The 17,602-nt window shown below is 56.3% G+C and carries 7 protein-coding genes; 6 read left to right on the plus strand and 1 reads right to left on the minus strand.

All coding sequences use genetic code 11. From position 1 onward, the window contains the following. The first annotated feature begins 427 nt into the window (after positions 1–427). The 4 genes from NF685_RS09040 to NF685_RS09055 all read left to right on the plus strand — a co-directional run bounded on the left by NF685_RS09040 (position 428) and on the right by NF685_RS09055 (position 13,378). Positions 428–2,704: a Hint domain-containing protein gene (locus tag NF685_RS09040; RefSeq protein ID WP_252849390.1), complete on the plus strand. Its 2,277-nt coding sequence runs from the start codon at positions 428–430 to the stop codon at positions 2,702–2,704. Between the two features lie 471 nt (positions 2,705–3,175). Then, positions 3,176–5,392: a Hint domain-containing protein gene (locus NF685_RS09045; protein WP_252849391.1), complete on the plus strand. Its 2,217-nt coding sequence runs from the start codon at positions 3,176–3,178 to the stop codon at positions 5,390–5,392. Between the two features lie 87 nt (positions 5,393–5,479). Further along, positions 5,480–6,943 (plus strand): AMP-binding protein, encoded by a 1,464-nt coding sequence (locus tag NF685_RS09050; protein ID WP_252849392.1) that lies wholly within the window; start codon positions 5,480–5,482, stop codon positions 6,941–6,943. A 90-nt stretch (positions 6,944–7,033) separates the two neighbouring features. Beyond that, entirely contained in the window at positions 7,034–13,378 is a 6,345-nt protein-coding gene (locus tag NF685_RS09055; RefSeq protein ID WP_252849393.1) for a type I polyketide synthase, read from the plus strand. A 121-nt stretch (positions 13,379–13,499) separates the two neighbouring features. On the opposite strand, the gene NF685_RS09060 is transcribed toward NF685_RS09055, so the two are convergent. Further along, positions 13,500–14,762: an MFS transporter gene (locus NF685_RS09060; RefSeq protein ID WP_222548100.1), complete on the minus strand. Its 1,263-nt coding sequence runs from the start codon at positions 14,760–14,762 to the stop codon at positions 13,500–13,502. 527 nt (positions 14,763–15,289) lie between these two features. Between NF685_RS09060 and NF685_RS09065 the strand changes: the two genes are divergently transcribed. Both NF685_RS09065 and hemA read left to right on the plus strand, forming a co-directional pair. Then, on the plus strand, positions 15,290–16,072 hold the full coding sequence (locus tag NF685_RS09065) for an EAL domain-containing protein (protein ID WP_252849394.1): 783 nt from the start codon (positions 15,290–15,292) through the stop codon (positions 16,070–16,072). A gap of 154 nt (positions 16,073–16,226) precedes the next feature. Next, a complete protein-coding gene (hemA, locus tag NF685_RS09070) occupies positions 16,227–17,447 on the plus strand; it encodes a 5-aminolevulinate synthase (RefSeq protein ID WP_222548098.1) in 1,221 nt (406 codons plus the stop codon). Positions 17,448–17,602 lie beyond the last annotated feature (155 nt).

Here is a 17,602-nt window from a genome sequence, read left to right on the forward strand (position 1 = left end):
CGCCGTTAAATAATCTCCGGTAATCCGTCAATCACAGGGATGCGCTGGCGCTCGTCCTGTTGAAAGAAAGCTTATGGAATGGGAAAGATTGACGGATATAACTTCGGGAAATGGCGGACATTTTCGATATATACAAAAAATTTATAAACTATCATTCATTAATAAAAAAATATAACGAAGGTTTATGTGCCGTTCACGATGGTCGTTTCGGTAGGGCGGTGGACTTCTTTCGGTTTCCTGACCATTACTTCTTATGTCAAAAAAATTGATTAGATAAAAATTGTGAATTTTATTGACTGTACAGGTTGAATTGTGTGGTTGTTTGTTTATAAACAACCCAATGTGGATTAAAGGGCGCGGGCGAATGGTTAATATACGGTAAATTTTTCCGCGGTTGTGATGTCTGTCTGCAGCGCGATCGCCCTGCATGTCGAGTCTGCTATCAAAGGAAGAAGAAATGGCTATTACGTCCAACGTCTCGGTAAGTGGTGCTCAGATTACGTCGTCGAGCGGTAAATACACAGTTCTGAGTGGTGCCACGCTTGCTGTTACTGGGGGAGGCTATGTTACTTCAGGGGCGATCGTCTCTGGATTTGGTAATGGGCCAGAAAACTCGGGTGCGCTCCCTGGGCAATCGGGGGGGACTAATTATCCAGCTTTGCTCCTCGCTTCAGCTGGGGGTATCGTTTCAGGCTCGACGGTCGGTTTTGGTGGCGTAGCGATGGGCGCTAATGGCGGTACGGCAGCAGGGGGTACCGCTCTCAATAGTGGTTCTTTCGTTGCAGCGAACGGTGGCTATGTCGATGGTGCTACAATTGGGTCGAATGGTGGTGTTCTAGCCTCCCAGGTTTCGGGCTACGACGGCGGTGCTGGTGTTGTGCGCAATACTCATGTCGAGGCTGGTGGTTATGGTCTGGCGGGCGGTGGGTTTACCATCAAAGGTCAGCGTTTCGCAGGCTCTGGAATTATCTCTAGCGGACAGTTCGATATTGGTTCGACCGAGATTCTGGTGTCTGGTGGCACGGATGTGGGGAGTATTATTGGTGGGACGCAGATTGTTTCATCAGCTGGTATCGCGTTCAAATCGATCTTCAGTGCTGGAACGCAGCTTATCTCGTATGGTGGTTATGCGAGTGGTTCTGTTGTTTCTGCCGGGGGGCGTATCGAGGTATATTCAGGTGGAACTGGCTCGTCCATCACCGTAGGCTCTGCTGGAAGTCTTCATGTCGGCCCTTATGGATTGGTTAGGGGGGTGGAGATTCAGGCCGCGGGTGCTGCGACTGCCGAGGCTGCAGCTGTGCTGTCGGGCGCAGTAATTGATGGCGGTGGTACTCTGACCCTCAACTCAGGTGCAACATTATTCAATGGCACGATCGTGGGTACAACCTCGGATGGCGCTGCCGGGGGATTGCTTGTGCTTCACTCAGGTGCGGTGCTTAGCGGTGTGACATCGATGGGTTGGAAGAGCCGCCTCGATGTCGATAGCGTTCAATTCGTCTCTGGCGCCACAGTCCAGTATTCGGGGGGTACGGCCACAATCCTTGATGCCAGCTCGAATGTCTTGTGGCAGGGAAGCGTGGCGACGTTAACTGGAAGTACAGCGAAAGACTTCCATCTTGAGCGTGATCCTAACGACGGGAGCCTGATCCTTGTCTACGATAAATGCTTTCTGAAAGGGACAATGATTCGCACGGATCGTGGCGAGGTTGCTGTTGAAAATCTGAACGTGGGTGATCGCGTCTTGGCCTATGTCGACGGCCGCGAGGAGTTGCGTCAGATCATATGGACTGGGCATCGCTCGGCCGTCGTGCGTCAGGGGCTTCCGGATGATGAGGCGGGCTATCCTGTTCGCATCCTGCGCCACGCACTGGCAGAGAACGTGCCCCATAAGGATCTTCTGGTGACCCCGGAGCATGCGCTCTATCTGAACGGCGCTTTCGTACCGGCACGCATGCTTGTCAACGGACGAAGCATCCTCTTTGATCGCACAATCACACAATTCGATTATTATCATATCGAGACGGATGAACATTCCATTATCTGGTCGGATGGTGCGCTTAGTGAAAGTTATCTGGATACCGGTGATCGTCAGACATTCTCTCAGAATAGTCCGGTTGTAAGATTGTTGAATGCTCCCGAGCGTAGTTGGGAGACGGATGCGGCGGCGCCCTTGCGTGTGGGGCGTGATTTCGTTGAGCCTCTCTTCGCCTCTCTGGTTGATAGGGCGAATGCAATGGGGCTTGTTGGTAGCCATACCCAAATGCCGGTAACTGATAATCCTGATCTTCATCTTATCGATAATGATGGGCATGTGTATCGCTCCGTACGCCAGGCTAATGGAGCTTATATCTTCATGGTTCCTGCTCAGGCTGGCGACGTATACATCGTGTCTCGCACCGCGCGCCCAGTTGATGTCGTCGGCGCATTTCTGGATGATAGACGTCACCTTGGTGTGCTGATTGGTGAAATCCAGATTTGGGAAGCGGGGCAAACCCGTAATCTGGATACCCATCTGACACGTGATACGCTGGAGGGATGGGCCAATAAAGAGGCTGGAAAAATGCGCTGGACCACCGGTCGTGCATTGCTCTGTCTGTCGGAGCTGCCTGCTGATGCTGTTGCAATGGTGAGCATCGAGGTTCTGGATGGTGGGCCGTATCGAGTCAGTTCCTCCGAAAACGAAGTGTTTTCCTCGGTCGGATAAAAGCCCTCCTTACAAGAGACATGAGCTGCTCTGACGGCTCATGTCTCTTGTGTACGGATTCGAGCCAGCATCCAGAATAATTAATGCGATCCGATTGAGAAAATTATGGCTCCTCGGCGCGGTATTATTAGTATTGCCGCATTCGCATCGCTGAATGCCACATCGCATATTTATCTGAGTCCGAAATCTTCCCTTTATTGCTGAGAGGTAAAAATCTTTTTTAATCATTGGGTTGCGTCATATGGTTCATCGGTGTTTTCTTTTTGGAAACTGAATATCGAAGTATAGTATAGTAATATCCTATATACATCCTTATTGCGCATAGGATTCTTGTATGCAATTTTGGGAAAGTTAAGTAATTATGAACGAACCAGAAGCAAATTCGATCGTATTCCTGGGATGTGTAGGTAAATCCTGGGGTGGCGCCGTGTTGTCGGTCTGATTTGTGGGTTCCTAAAGGGATGTCGGCAAATGGGTATTACTTCCGCAGGTATGAGTGGAAACGCCTCGATTACCAAGATCGGTCCGACGACATATCGGGTGCTGAGTGGCGCAACGCTCATCACGACCGGCGTGAATTACACGACGACCAATGCTTATGTTGCAGGGCTTGGGGCTGGTGGGACGAATAATCCGGCCATGCTTATCGGGTCTGCGGCCTCGGTCGCTTATGGAGCGACGGCAGTGTCCGGTGGCGTGGTGCTTGCCGGTGGCAAAGGATCAGCGGCTGGCGGTACAGCGTATGATAGTGGTGGTTTTGCTGCCATCAACGATGGTGTCGTGAGTGGTGCGACTATCGGTGCCCAGGGTGGCGTGCTGGCTAGTAAGATGTCGAATTACGGGGGGGCGGCGGGGCTGGTTGTCGACGTTCACGTTCAGTCTGGCGGCGTCGGCCTTGCGGGTGGCGGTTTTACACTCAAGGGGCAATCGTTTGTGGGGCCGGGTGTCATCTCAGCCAGTAAGTTCGATATAGGCTCGACTGAAGCGCTCGCAAGCGGCGGTACTGACATCGGCAGCATTGTGGGTGGTACACAGATTGTCTCGGCTGGCGGTTCTGCTGTCGGTACGCTATTCAGTGCAGGAACTCAGCTGCTCGGCGCTGGTGCATTCGCAAGCAACTGTATCGCTTCTGCGGGCGGCCTTATTCATGTCGGGTCCGGTGCGACGGCTCTGTCTACCACTCTTGGATCGGGCGGAAACCTGCTTGCCGATGGCGGGGCCAGAATGACCCTTCTTTCCGTTCGGGCTGCTGCAGCGGCGACGCTCGACGCCCGGTCCTATCTGATGAGTGCGGTGATTGCGGCAGGCGGTACGCTGACAGTCAATTCCGGTGCTACATTGACCAACGCAGTCATTTCCGGAATCTGCGAGGAAGGGCACGGTCCCGGTGGGTTACTTGTCGTGCAGTCGGGCGCCGTTCTCAAGGGGATCAGCATCGGATGGAAGGGGCGCATCGATGTCGACACGCTCAACTGGACCGATGGTCAGCGCATTGTTTACGGCAACAGCACAATCAGCATCGTGAACGCAGCCGGCCAGGTTGTCTGGAGTGCCGATGTGCGGGGCACGGCCGGAAATGCGGCAAGCGATTATCATCTCGAAAGAGATCCGACCGACGGCAGCACAATCATCGTTTATGACAAGTGCTTTCTAAGGGGAACAATGATCCTGACAGAGCGCGGCGAGATTGCGGTCGAGAATCTCGTTGTGGGGGATCGTGTCGCTGCTTATGTTGAGGGAGCGACCGAGTATCGTAAGGTTATATGGCTCGGTCATCGATCAACGATTGTCAGAACATGGCTCGATGATGACGAAGCTGGTTACCCGGTACGTATCCTGCGTAATGCCTTGAGCGAGGGTGTGCCGCACAAAGACCTGCTCGTGACACCCGAACATGCCATGTATCTCAACGGAGCCTTCGTGCCGGCTCGTATGCTCGTGAACGGTCGCAGCATCTATTATGATCGTACGATCACGCATTTCGACTACTATCATGTTGAAACCGATGCGCATTCCATTCTCTGGGCCGATGGCGCGCTGAGCGAAAGCTATCTGGATACTGGCGATCGCAAGCGTTTTGCCGAGCCAGGTGCAGTCGTACATCTTCTCAATGCGTCAGAAAACACATGGGAAGATAATGCCGCGGCATCTCTGCGTGTTGATCGGGGTTTTGTGGAACCCTTGCATGCCTCGCTTACGCATCGTGCTGCTTTTCTCAATCTGGGACAGACAGTGCAGATACCGGAAGTTATCGAAGATCCCGATCTGCATCTGATTGATGAGAGCGGTCGCGTTATGCGCAAGATGCGTGTCGTCAACCGATCAAGTGTTTTCATGCTACCGCCGGATGCGAAGCGTGTGCGTATTGTCTCGCGGGTGTCGCGGCCATCTGATGTCGTTGGACCGTTTCATGACGACAGGCGCCGTTTGGGTGTGTTGATTGGAGATATCCAGATATGGGAAGCCGACAGGACACGTTATATGGCCGATCATCTTCACAATGAAACGCTTGAAGGTTGGTCCAATATTGAGGATGGTCATCAACGATGGACCACCGGAGCTGCGATGCTGGACCTGAGCGATCGTCAATCCGATGCGGTTTGTATTGTGGCGATCGAAGTATTGGCAGGGGGGCCATATCTTGTTCAAGCCCCGCCAACTGAGCTTTTTGGAGCTCAGGTGGGCTGAGTTTCGTACTGTCTAACGGGTCCTGTTCGCAAGGGAACCCGGGGCGGCTTTCGTAGCCGCCCCGTTTGTATTTAGGGATTGTTGTCTATGTTTCATGTCATGGCCCTGCGTCACGCTCGGCAAAACCCGCAATCCCTTGCCTTCGACAGTCTGGCGCAGGACTGGACTTTCGGGCAGCTGGACAGGGATGTTACTGCGGTTACCCAGGCTCTGGGCAAACTCAGAGAAGTGGATCCTCGTCTGGTCGGAATTCATTGCGGTAATCTATACTGGCACTGGGTTCTTATCCTATCTCTCGCCTCGCTCGGGCTTGCCAGTGCGTCTCTGCCGGAGAGCTCGAACCCGACATTTCTCAGAGATGTCCAGCTTCTGGAGCCTGATGTCGTCATTTCCGTGGGGGGATTGTCCCTGCAGGAAATCCAGGTGCTGGAAATCAACGAAGCCTGGTTTTCACGCGTCACGCAGGCGCCGGCCGAACGATGCAATCTGGCGATCGATTACGATGCTGTGTGTCGCTATGCAATTGCTGCAGGTACTGATGCAGAGCGGCGTGTACTTGCCATGACTTTCCGCCAGGCGGAAATGGCGATCACACATATGATCCTTCAGGATCAGTCACTCAGTGCTGTGGCGGCCACCCATCCTCATATCCTGTCGACCATCGGTGTGATTTCGTTGACCGGATTTATCGTCGGGTGCACCGGGCTCTGCGCAGGATCGCCTCTGAATTTTGTCAGCCATACCGATATCGGTATTCTGATTGCACGCAAGATACCGACCGTTGCGGTCGTGACGCCAGGTCATCTGGCTCACATTCTTGAAGTGTTGCCCCCTGGTATGAAGCCGTTGGATACACTCAAGCTCATCGTAACCGGTGGGCGTTTCAATCAGGTATTGCGTGATAGGGCAATTGCGAAACTCACGCCTAACGTCATCTCGGCTTATGGTGCCGATGAATGCGGCGCGCTTGCGCTGGGAGATGCAGCCAGATTCAGCGCCGACACTATGGTCGGCACGATCTTGCCATGGGTTACGCTGCAGATCGTCGATGCGTATGACAAGCCTCTTTCTCACGGTGTGGAGGGGATCGTCAGAATTCGAAGCTCTGGGTTGTTGGATAGCTATGTCGATACAGGGTCGGGACAGGCACGACGTTTTTCGGATAGATGGTTCTATCCGGGTGATCGCGGACATGTCAGCGCGGATGGCATGCTTTGTATCACCGGACGCGTAGACGATCTTGTATCTATCGGAGGTGAGAAATTCGACCTCGGAATTGTGGATGATATTGCGCGGAACCTGCTACAGCAGCGAGAACTTGGGAGCTTTACTTCTCTGGATGAAACGGGGCGGACACGAATCAATATCGCCTTGGCTTCGTCGAAAGATTTCGACGCCGAAAGCCTCGCGCAGGGATTGAGAGCCTTTTACCCTACGTTGCCACCTGTGCGGGTTATGTCGGTGGACCACATTCCCTGGTCGATCGATGGCCGTCTGGACCGTGAGAGACTGTCTGACGCCTTCGCGCGCTCTCAGGCAGCGAGTGAGTGATCTATTTTTGTGTCGGAATGTTTCGGAATATTAAACTGCAACTAGGCTCTAAGCCTTCTTCATTAGTCATAGCAGGATCAGAGTTACACCATGTCGCGTAGCAAAACGTCGGATATTGCCATTATCGGGATCGGTTGCCGTCTGGCTCCCAACATTACCAATGTCGACGAGCTCTGGTCTTTCCTGTGCGCGGAAGGCGAGGCGGTCACCGATGTTCCGGACGAGCGCTGGAGCGTAAAACGCTTTTACAGCGAGGAAATCGAATCCCCGTCGAAAACCTATATGCGGCGCGGTAGTTTCCTGAGGCAGAACATCCACGAATTCGAACCTCTGTTTTTCGGAATCTCGCCCAGAGAGGCGCAGATTCTCGATCCGCAGCAGAAACTCCTGCTCGAGGTGACCTGGGAGGCCATGGAAACGGCACGCATCCTGCCCGCGCGCCTTTCCGGCCACAGAACGGGTGTGTTTGTCGGCATCTTCGCGATCGATGCCCATGCGCATACGTCCAGCCCCTATAATCTGCCGACCGTGCGCGATCATTTCGCAGCGACTGCTACCCCGTCGACCATGCTTTCCGCCCGACTGGCGCATGTCTTCGACTTCCAGGGGCCATGCATGTCGATCGATACGGCATGCTCGTCGTCGCTCGTGGCCTTGCATCAGGCCTGCCGCAGCCTGAATGAGGGCGATATCGACATTGCCATTTCAGGTGGTGTCAGCCTCATGGACTGTCCACAGACCTCGATTTTCATGTCGAAGGGCCATTTCATTGCACGTGACGGCCGCTCCAAGAGTTTCGATGCGGCAGCCGATGGATACGGACGCGGTGAGGGAAGCGTCGTGTTCATTCTCAAGCGTCTGGAGGATGCTGAACGCGATGGTGACACGATCCATGCTATCGTCAGTGCGACAGGCGTCAATTCCGATGGCCGCACCCAGTTCCTGACCTCTCCCGATGCCGGAGCGCAGTCGCGTCTGATGACGGAGGTTCTGGAACGGGCCGATGTCGATCCGCGCGAGATTGCCTATGTCGAAACACATGGCACGGGTACCCCCGCCGGCGATCCGATCGAGACCTACGCATTGTCGCAATCGATTGCCCGCTTCAAGGACGAGAAGCTGGTTATTGGCGCAATCAAGGCCAATCTCGGTCATACCGAGGCTGCGGCCGGCGTGCTGGGCACGCTCAAGGCAGCCTTGTGCCTGCGTCATCAGGAAGTGCCTCCCCAGCCCGGACTGAAAACAATCAATCCGTCCATTCATCTCGATGAGTGGAATCTCGAGATCCCAATGGGTGAGCGGCGCGCACTTGGGGGCGACGAGCCGGCGCGTTACGCGGGGGTCAATTCATTCGGATACGGCGGCACGAATGCAATCGCCGTTTTGCGCCGTCCGGAAAATCGTTTCTCCGCTGCGAAGGCGCCGCAGGAAGCGCGTCGCATCAACGGGAAGATCCCGTTTCTCCTGACGGCGTTCTCGAAAACATCCTTGCCACTGATGGCCGCAGCCTATCGGGACCGTCTGGAGGGAAATAACAGCCCCGATCTGGGCGATCTTGCTTTCAGCGTTGCCACATCGCGTACGCTCTTTCGCCACCGTCTGCTCGTCCTTGCGCATGACGAGCAGGATCTCGCAGGAAAGCTCGAGGCGTATCTCAAGGACCAGCGTCAGGAAGACATGATCTCGGCGACTGTCGAGGCAGAGGCCGGTCGTGGCATCGTGTTCGTCTGTTCCGGTGTTGGCCCACAATGGTGGGGTATGGGGCGCTATCTGCTGCGTGAAGCGCCAGAAACCATTCTCGCTCTGGCACAGGAATGCGACAGGCTGTTCAGCGCTCTATCAGGTTGCTCGATCCTTGAGGAAATCCTGCGTGGTGAGGCAGAGAGCCGGATCGATAATACGGCAATCCTGCAGCCTGCCATTTTCGTCATCCAGATTCTGGTCACAGAATATCTCGCCCAGCAGGGCATTCGCCCTGATGCCGTGCTCGGCCACAGCATGGGTGAAGTCGCCGCAGCCTATGTGTGCGGAAGTCTCACCCTCGAAGACGCGGTTACCGTCATCTATTATCGCAGTAAACTTCAGGGATCGCTCGATGGTACGGGCCGTATGCTTGCCGTCGGCCTTTCCGCCGAGGCGGCGCTGGAGCTAATCGAGGCAGAGGCGCCCGAGCTCTGTGTGGCTGCCATCAACGCACCCACGACCTGCACGTTGGCGGGGCCGGAACCCGCCATTCGTCACCTGGCCGCCCATCTCACGCAAAAGGGCCTGTTCAACAGGATCCTCAATGTGGATGTTCCTTTCCACAGCGCTGTCATGGACAGGATCGAAACCTCGCTCAAGGAGGCTTTGTCGGGGCTTGAGCCCAAGGCAGCCGTGACACCGTTCTATTCGACGGTTTACGGCAAGCGTGTGGATGAGGATCATCGTGCGGATTGCGGATACTGGTTCAGTAATGCCCGTCAGCCGGTCCTCTTCTCTTCGGCTGTCGAAGCCTGTCTTGCAGACGGCTTTACGCAATTCGTCGAAATTGGTCCGCATCCGGTCATCGGGCGGGCGCTGAAATCCGTTGCCGACAAACAGCAGGCCAAGCTGAGTGTCATCAGCACACTCAACAGGCAGGAAAGCGAAGCAAAATGTCTCGAACACGCTGTCGCCTCGATAATCCTGCACACGGCACGCCTCGACTGGCCGGCCATCACAGGCGGTAGGCTGATCGACCTGCCGACCTATCGCTGGTCGCGCGAAATATTCCGTATAGAAAACGAACGCGAGCATCGGTTCCGTCATGGCGGCAAGGGTCATCCGCTGATCGGTTTCGGCGCCATGACACCAGGAAAATCATGGGTGGTCGATCTGACCGAACTCGGTGTGCCCTGGCTCAAGGATCATTGTATCGACAATGTCGTCTTGCTGCCTGCAGCAGGATTTATCGAATCCGCTCTGGCCGTCGGGCATGACATTGAAGGCCAGACTGGCGTCGTGCTGGAAAATTTCGAAATTCTCGCTCCTCTGGTCGTACAGTCGGGTGATAACCCCATTCTCTATCTCGATTACGAGGAAAGCAGAAAGCGTCTTCGCTTTCATAGCGCGAAGGAAGAATTTTCCGAGATGTGGATCGATCACGGCTCGGTCGATATCCTTTCTGCAGCGCCCTGGCCCATGCCCGTTATCGACAGAGCGCAGGCTCTGTCGGCGCTCGAACAGGGCGTCGAAGGGGCTGCCCTGTATGAGAAGATCCGCGGTCATGGCTTTCACTACGGTCCCCGCTTTCAGACACTTCAGCGTCTGGCCGTGCAGGATCGTATCGCCTATGCCCGTATCGGCCTGATCGAAAACGAGATCGCTGCGGCTGATGCATATTACCTGCATCCGGCATTGCTGGATGGCGCCATGCATGCGCTGATCGGCCTCGTGCCCGAAAGCTTTTCGGATCATATGTATGTGCCGGTCGGTTTCGACAGACTGAGCTGTTTCGGCAAGGGACATGCAGAAATTCTGGCGCGTGTCGAAATCACATCGATCAGCCGCAGCCAGATCGAGGCGTTCGTGCGTCTTTACACGCCTGAGGGTATGCCCGTCGCCGAGGTCAAGGGGCTGCGCTTTGCCGAAGTGCCACGTGCGCAGAAGGACGTGACGACAACAGTCGAGACGCAGGAATATTTTACCAGATGGGTCGAAGTCGAGGCATCGATCCTTTTTGCAGAGCCGAAGACCATTCTTCTGGTCGGGCATAAAAATGCGGCCCGCAAGAAGCTTGCAACGCTGTTCGAGGAGAATGGCGTGACGGTTCTGGAGGCCCCTCGTTCGGGCGATATCACGGCGGAAACGATCGGTCTGGAGCCCGGACTGGCGCTTGATGGCATTGTTTATATGGCATCGCCGGATCCCGATTACGCGTTCGAAAAACTCATCGATCAGGTCAACGCTCTCGTCAAATTCGGCGAGTGTCTCAAACTCGAAGGGCAAGACAGGCAGCCTCGCCTAATCTATGTGTCGGAAAACGCGAATTTCTTCGATCCGGAGGACGTTCTTTCATCACGTTCGGTCGTCAATCCGGATGGAGCAGCCCTCCTTGGCTTCTTCAAGGGGCTGGTGGACGAGCGCCCGGAGTTCAGAGGCAAAAGTATCGACGTTGCTACCCTCAGCGGCACCGAGGCTCTGACTGCACTGGCAGCCGAAATCCTCAACGAGGATAACGAAGCAGAAATTGCCCTGCGCGAAGGACGTCGCTTCGTTCCACGTTTCATGCCTGTCGATGGGCAGCCGGACCGGCCCTTGGCACAGTTGCCGGGGTCACCGGGCATAAAGCTGCAGAAAAGCCGCACCGGAACGCTGGACGGTCTGCATTACAAGGCCTTCGACGTCAAACCGCCGGGTCGCGGGGAAATCCTCGTGCGTGTCCTCGCGACATCGCTGAACTTCAAGGACATGCTCAAGGGCATTTCGGTTCTGCCTGAGAAATTCCTGCTCGATACCTATCATACGGTTGAAATGGGCATGGAATGCTGTTTCGAGGTCATGGCGGTCGGCAAGGGGGTCAGGAATTTCGAGATCGGCAAACGCTATCTGACCTGTCATCCGGGATGTTTTGCCTCGCATATGACGATCCCGGTCAAGGGCTTCCGTGCAACGCCGCTCGAACTTTTCGAGACACAGGGACGTCCTGTCACGGTGCATGAGGCGACCGGTTTGCCGATTGCCATCGCGACCGCTTTGTATTGCCTGTACGATCTGGCCCGCCTCAAGAAGGGTGAGATCCTGCTCGTCCACTCGGCGGCAGGTGGCGTTGGTCTTGCAGCAATCGAGATCGCGAAAATCATCGGCGCACGGGTGTTCGCGACGGCCAGCAATGACGAAAAGCGCCAGATACTGCTCGACCGTGGGTGTGAGGCGGTGTGGGATTCACGCAGCCTTGCCTTCTATGACGGTATTCTCGAAGTCACGAACGGGCAGGGCGTCGATGTCGTGCTGAACAGCTCGCCGGGAGAAATACAGGCCCATAGCCTTGCGCTGCTGTGCAATACGGGGCGCTTTGTCGAGATCGGCAAGAAGGACATCTGGGAAAAGCGCGATCTGTCCCAGTTCAGCTTTAACGGAAATGTGTCGTTTCACGCTTTCGATCTTGATCTCATGATGGCGCAGAACCATCGCAAGGCCGTCTCGATTTTCGACCGTATTCCCTATCTCTCGCGCAAATTTGACACGGTGGTTCTTCCGCACCGGGTCTACCCCGCGTCGGAAGTGCGCGATGCGTTCAAGTTCATGTCCTCGTCCAAACATATCGGCAAAATTCTCGTGTCTTACGAGGATCTGACGAATGTACGTGCACAGCGTCAGCCCGTACGGCCAGTCGATCCTTCAGCGGCCTATCTGGTCACAGGCGGCCAGGGTGGTCTGGGTCTGGCGACGGCTGCATGGCTGGTGGCGAGCGGCGCGCGTCATCTGCATCTTGTGGGGCGTAGTGCACGGCGCGACAAGGCGACACTCGATCAGATCAGGGCACTGAAAAAGGCTGGGGCCCGCGTTACGCTGCACTATGGGGATGTCAGCCGCTACGAGGATGTGGCCCGTATCAAGGAAGATATTCTCGAGACGGGTCATGAACTCAAGGGTGTCTTTCACGCAGCCGGTATTCTCGACGACCGTCTGATCTCGAAATATTCTGAAGACAGTCTCCGCAGCGTTCTGGCTCCGAAGGTGTTGGGTGGGCGTCACCTCGATCTGCTCACACGCGACTGCCCGCTCGATTATTTCGTGCTCTACTCCTCCATCGTGACGGTCACGGGAAATATTGGGCAGAGCAGTTATCTGGCTGCCAATGCCTGGCTCGATGCGCTGGCCAGTGCCAGACGCAAGGAGGGCTTGCCAGCAGTTTCCGTGCAGTGGGGACCGATTGCCGAAGTGGGTATGCTGGCGAAAGACGAGAATGTGGTTCAGTTCTTCGAGAACGCAGGCTTTCGTCTTCTGCCTGGGCAGGAAGCCCTGTCTTTCCTGACTTCGCTGATCAATCGCGACCGCGATACCGTGGCAGCAATGGCAATCGACTGGGAAACCTGCTTTGCCCATCATGGGGCCATAGAGCGCAATCCGAAATTCGGCCTTATCCGTCGTGAGAAGAGCATCAAGAACACGTCTGCCCAGAAGCTTGCGCATCTCCAGAGCCTGACACCGGAGGAGCGTTACGAGTTCGTGCTCGATAACGTGAAATCCATTCTCGGCAACGTGCTCAAGCTCGAGCCCGACAGCATCGACCCGGGAGCAAGACCCAACGAACTGGGTGTCGACTCACTGGCAGGTGTGGAAATCCAGACAGCGATCAAGACAGAATTCAACGTCGAGATTTCGCTGCTCGTTCTGTCTCGTAACGAGCCGATACGCGAGATCGCCCGAAACGTCCTGCGTCAGATCAGCCTCAACGCCATGGCAGCCTGAGGCACGGCGATCATTGTGGAAAAAGAAAGGCCGGTGGGATGACCACCGGCCTTTTCCATAGATGAGCGCCGGATTGAAAGCAGGCGCTCGTACCCTGACGCTTCGTGTGGAGGCGTGATTTCTATTCGGTTTCCATGGTTTCACCGGGTAGTTTGTCGGGCTCTGCCCAGGCAATGGCACCGACGATGAGGCTCGATCCTATGACGAAAATCTGGGCTGAAAGCGGCAATCCCAGATTGCGGCCCACAACAGGGACCAGCTTGCCTGCAATGCCCTGTCCGAGTGAGCCGATGGCATAGCTGAGCCCCATGCCGAAACTGCGCGTATCGGAGGGAAAGCGCTTGGCCAGATAATGAGGCACCAGGGCGAAAACCCCCGAAGCGGCAAGGCCCATGATCACGGCAGACACCAGAAGGACGGGATAGGTGTCGGCGCTGAGGAACGGATAGATCGTCAGGATCACCACGATCAGTGTACCGATGATGACCCGCAGATCACCGAACCGGCTTGCCAGTGCGCCGCAGGAGAGTTTGCCGACCAGAGAGCCGATGCAGAAACACCCAATGGGCCAGAAGACCAGTGACGGTGTCAGATGGTGCACATTGCGCAGGATCGTGGGGTAGAGGCTGTAGATTGCCGCTTTCTGGAACTCCAGAAAGGACATAAGCGCAATGGCCTGAACCGCAGCCATGGTCAGCACAAATTTCGCCTTGGGCTTGGGTGCTGCACCGTTTAGTCCTTTCTGGCGTTCCTGTTCCAGGGTCCAGACAGGGCTTTCCTGAACGCCCCAGCGGATGAACAGGGCGAGCAGGGCAGGGGCCAGACCGATGAAGAACAGCAGGCGCCAGGAATAATGAGGCAGGATCACGGCCTGTGCTGCGGTTGCTGCCAGAAATCCGAGTTCGTATCCCGACATCATGATGGCTGAGGCCATGGCCCGGCTCTTGCCCGGCACGCTCTCCATCAGCAGGGCAGCAGAGGCTGTCCACTCCCCGCCGAAGCCGATGCCGAACAGGAACTGGATGACGATCAGGCTCATCAAGCTATGCGAAAACCCGGTTGCGGCCGAGAACACGCCAAACCAGACCACGCCAAGCAGGAAGGCGAGGCGTCTGCCATATTTGTCGGCAAGCCAGCCCCAGCCCGTATTGCCTACGGCACGCCCTATGCTCTGCGCCAGAAGCACGGTGCCCATGGCGCTGATCGTAACGCCGAAATCATGGGAGATATCGGGCAGGGTCAGCAGGAGCGCCGTCTGATCGAACGCATCGAGAAACCACCCCAGAAAGGCAGCAAAAGTGACGCGCCAGAAGGGTTTGAGGGCCAGAAGAGGGGGATAGGTCAGGATCTGGGACAAATAGGAAGGGCGGGCGGAGGCCGACATGGTCTCGTCCTTGGACAGGGGAAAAGAAAAGGGGAGCGTATGAAGCGTTTCACATACTGGACAAGTTCACTCCGCATTCTGGCGCGACCGGAGAATGAAATCGAGTCCCGTTTCGAAGATGCGTGTTTATCTGTGTTCTTTTCTATCGCGTTGACCGTGTCCGGCATCCTCGGGGCCTGTCGCGGAAGCACGCAGAACAGTCTCATACAGAAGCCAGACCACACATCACCCGCCCTGTTAACCCGTTCTTATACCCGTGTCCTTATACCTGTGTCGTAAGTTGGCTTTTTGCCAAAGCATGACGAGGATTCTGATATCTTCTTATCACGGGCAGGAGATATGAGCAGCGGAATCGGTTTTGGGGAGCCTGTCGGATGGAGGGATATCGGATGACTGGTGCTGTAAACCCGACCTCCGGCACACAAATATCCGATACAGGGATGCAGGAGACATGTGAACCGAAACAGAGAGGTGTATTCTGTCAGGGGCGTGCATCGATCGCGCTTCCTTCAGGCCAGGAAAGCCGCATGCGTCGTGCTCACAGGCCAACGTCCCCTGTCATGCACTGGGTTCGCCGTTATTGCGGTTCCGTCCGTATTATCCGGCCCAAGGGCTGGGATGCCGAACTGCCTGCGTCGATCGGTCGCCGTCGACTGAACGCGGCGCGTGTGGGCAAAAAGCAGGATACCGGTTCCGTATTCACTGATCTGTCCACGATCAGGGCCATATGCCGTCATGTCGGATCGGTTTCTCCCGGATGTCGTCTTGGGACGAGCCTGACGGATCGTTCGATACCGGATGGCCGTTTTGTCGACAGGCTCGGGGAGATTCTCGCCGAGACGGGCTTCCCTCCTGCCGGATTGAGGCTCATCCTGGACGAGGGGCGGCTGATCGATGCCGATCGTGATTCTGCTCTGGCGCTTGCTGTGCTGATCGACTGGGGGATCGAACTCTGGTTGGGACGTTTCGGTCAGGATGTCTCGAGTTTGAGCGTGCTGCGCGACAGGGCGGCTTCAGGACTTCTTACCGGCATCAGTCTCGATGTTTCGCTCGTGACCGCACAATCGGGGATCTGGCGCGGGTTCAATGCCGGGACAAATCAGGACGATGAAATACTCGATCCGGCGGCGGAGCATTTTTACGGATCGACCTGTCAGGGGCTACAGGCTCTGGGCCTCAGGACCCATCTCGCGCACATTACCTCGTCACGGCACTATGAGTTCGCGCTTTCAGCTGGGTTTGACGAGTTCAGCGGGTCCTGTCCCGAGCTGGATGGCATTGCGCAAAACGGGGAGCCGCCTTGTTCCTGACGCAAGGCGGAAGACCGTAGCCGAGGCCGGGCGGGCATTTGTCGCGGCATCGTGCTCGCGTTGTGCGCACTGATGAGCCCATAACGTGACTTTAACTTGCCCTGCAACGCGATTAGCTGTTCTGCGCTATGAGCGAAACAAAGGGAAGCACGTGATGGCGCAGGTAGATACGATCTACGACCGGTATTTCCAGACAGCTCTCGACGGTCTCAAAGCCGATGGCAGTTACCGGCATTTCGCCGAGCTGGAGCGCCATGCCGGACAGTTCCCCCACGCCTATCATCATGGGTTGGGCCGCGATATCACTGTCTGGTGCTCGAACGACTATCTCGGCATGGGGCAGCATCCCGACGTGCTCAAGGCCATGCATGACAGCCTTTCCCGTAGCGGGGCCGGGGCTGGCGGGACGCGCAACATCTCAGGCACGAATCATGAGCATGTGGCGCTCGAGCGTGAGCTGGCCGATCTGCACGGCAAGGAAGCAGCCCTGCTTTTCAATTCCGGCTATCTGTCGAACTGGGCAACGCTCGGCACGATCGCAGCCCGTATGAAGGGCTGCGTTGTGCTCTCCGACGCAGCCAATCATGCCTCCATGATCGAGGGTATACGTCATTCGCGTGCCGAGAAAATGATCTTCCGTCATAATGACGTGGCGGATCTTGAAGCCAAGCTGAAGGCGATCCCGCTCGAAACACCCAAAATCGTGGCGTTCGAATCTGTCTACTCGATGGACGGCGATATCGCGCCGATCGAGGAGATCTGCGATCTGGCCGACAAGTACAATGCGCTGACCTATCTCGATGAAGTGCATGCTGTCGGGCTCTACGGCCATCAGGGCGGCGGCGTTGCCGAAGAACGCGGTCTTGCGCATCGTCTCTCCGTGATCGAGGGAACGCTGGGCAAGGGCTTTGGTATTGTGGGCGGTTACATCACCGGCAGTGCGGCACTTTGCGACTTCACGCGGTCTTTCGCCTCAGGCTTCATTTTCTCGACGGCTCTGCCGCCCATGATCGCTGCCGGGGCGCTTGCAAGCATTCGCCATCTTCGCTCCAGCCAGAAGGAGCGCGCGGCGCATCGTCAGGCTGTCGCATGGCTGCGCGAGAGCCTCGATCGGGCGGGTATTCCCCATCTGGCCAATCCCTCTCATATCGTGCCTGTCATGGTGGGCGATGCTACGCGCTGCCGTGCCCTGTCGGACGCGCTGCTTCAGCGTTTCGGCCATTACATCCAGCCGATCAACTATCCCACCGTGCCACGTGGAACGGAACGACTGCGCATCACGCCCGGTCCGCTGCATACCAAGGCCGATATCGACTCTCTGGTCGAGGCTCTGGCCATTCTGTGGCGTGAGCATCGTCTGGCAAACGCTGCCTGAGATTTCCCTGCCTTTCCGCGACGATGCGCCAACAGGAACGTCGCGGAACTGGCAGGCAGCCTGACAACCAGACGCGGGTCCGACCAGCGCTTCTTTGCCCCCGCCTGTCGTTGCGCCTCGTATTGCGGGCCGACCGGGCCGGACGCGACCGGATT

The organism is Asaia lannensis NBRC 102526, assembly GCF_024054035.1.
Lineage (GTDB): Bacteria > Pseudomonadota > Alphaproteobacteria > Acetobacterales > Acetobacteraceae > Asaia > Asaia lannensis.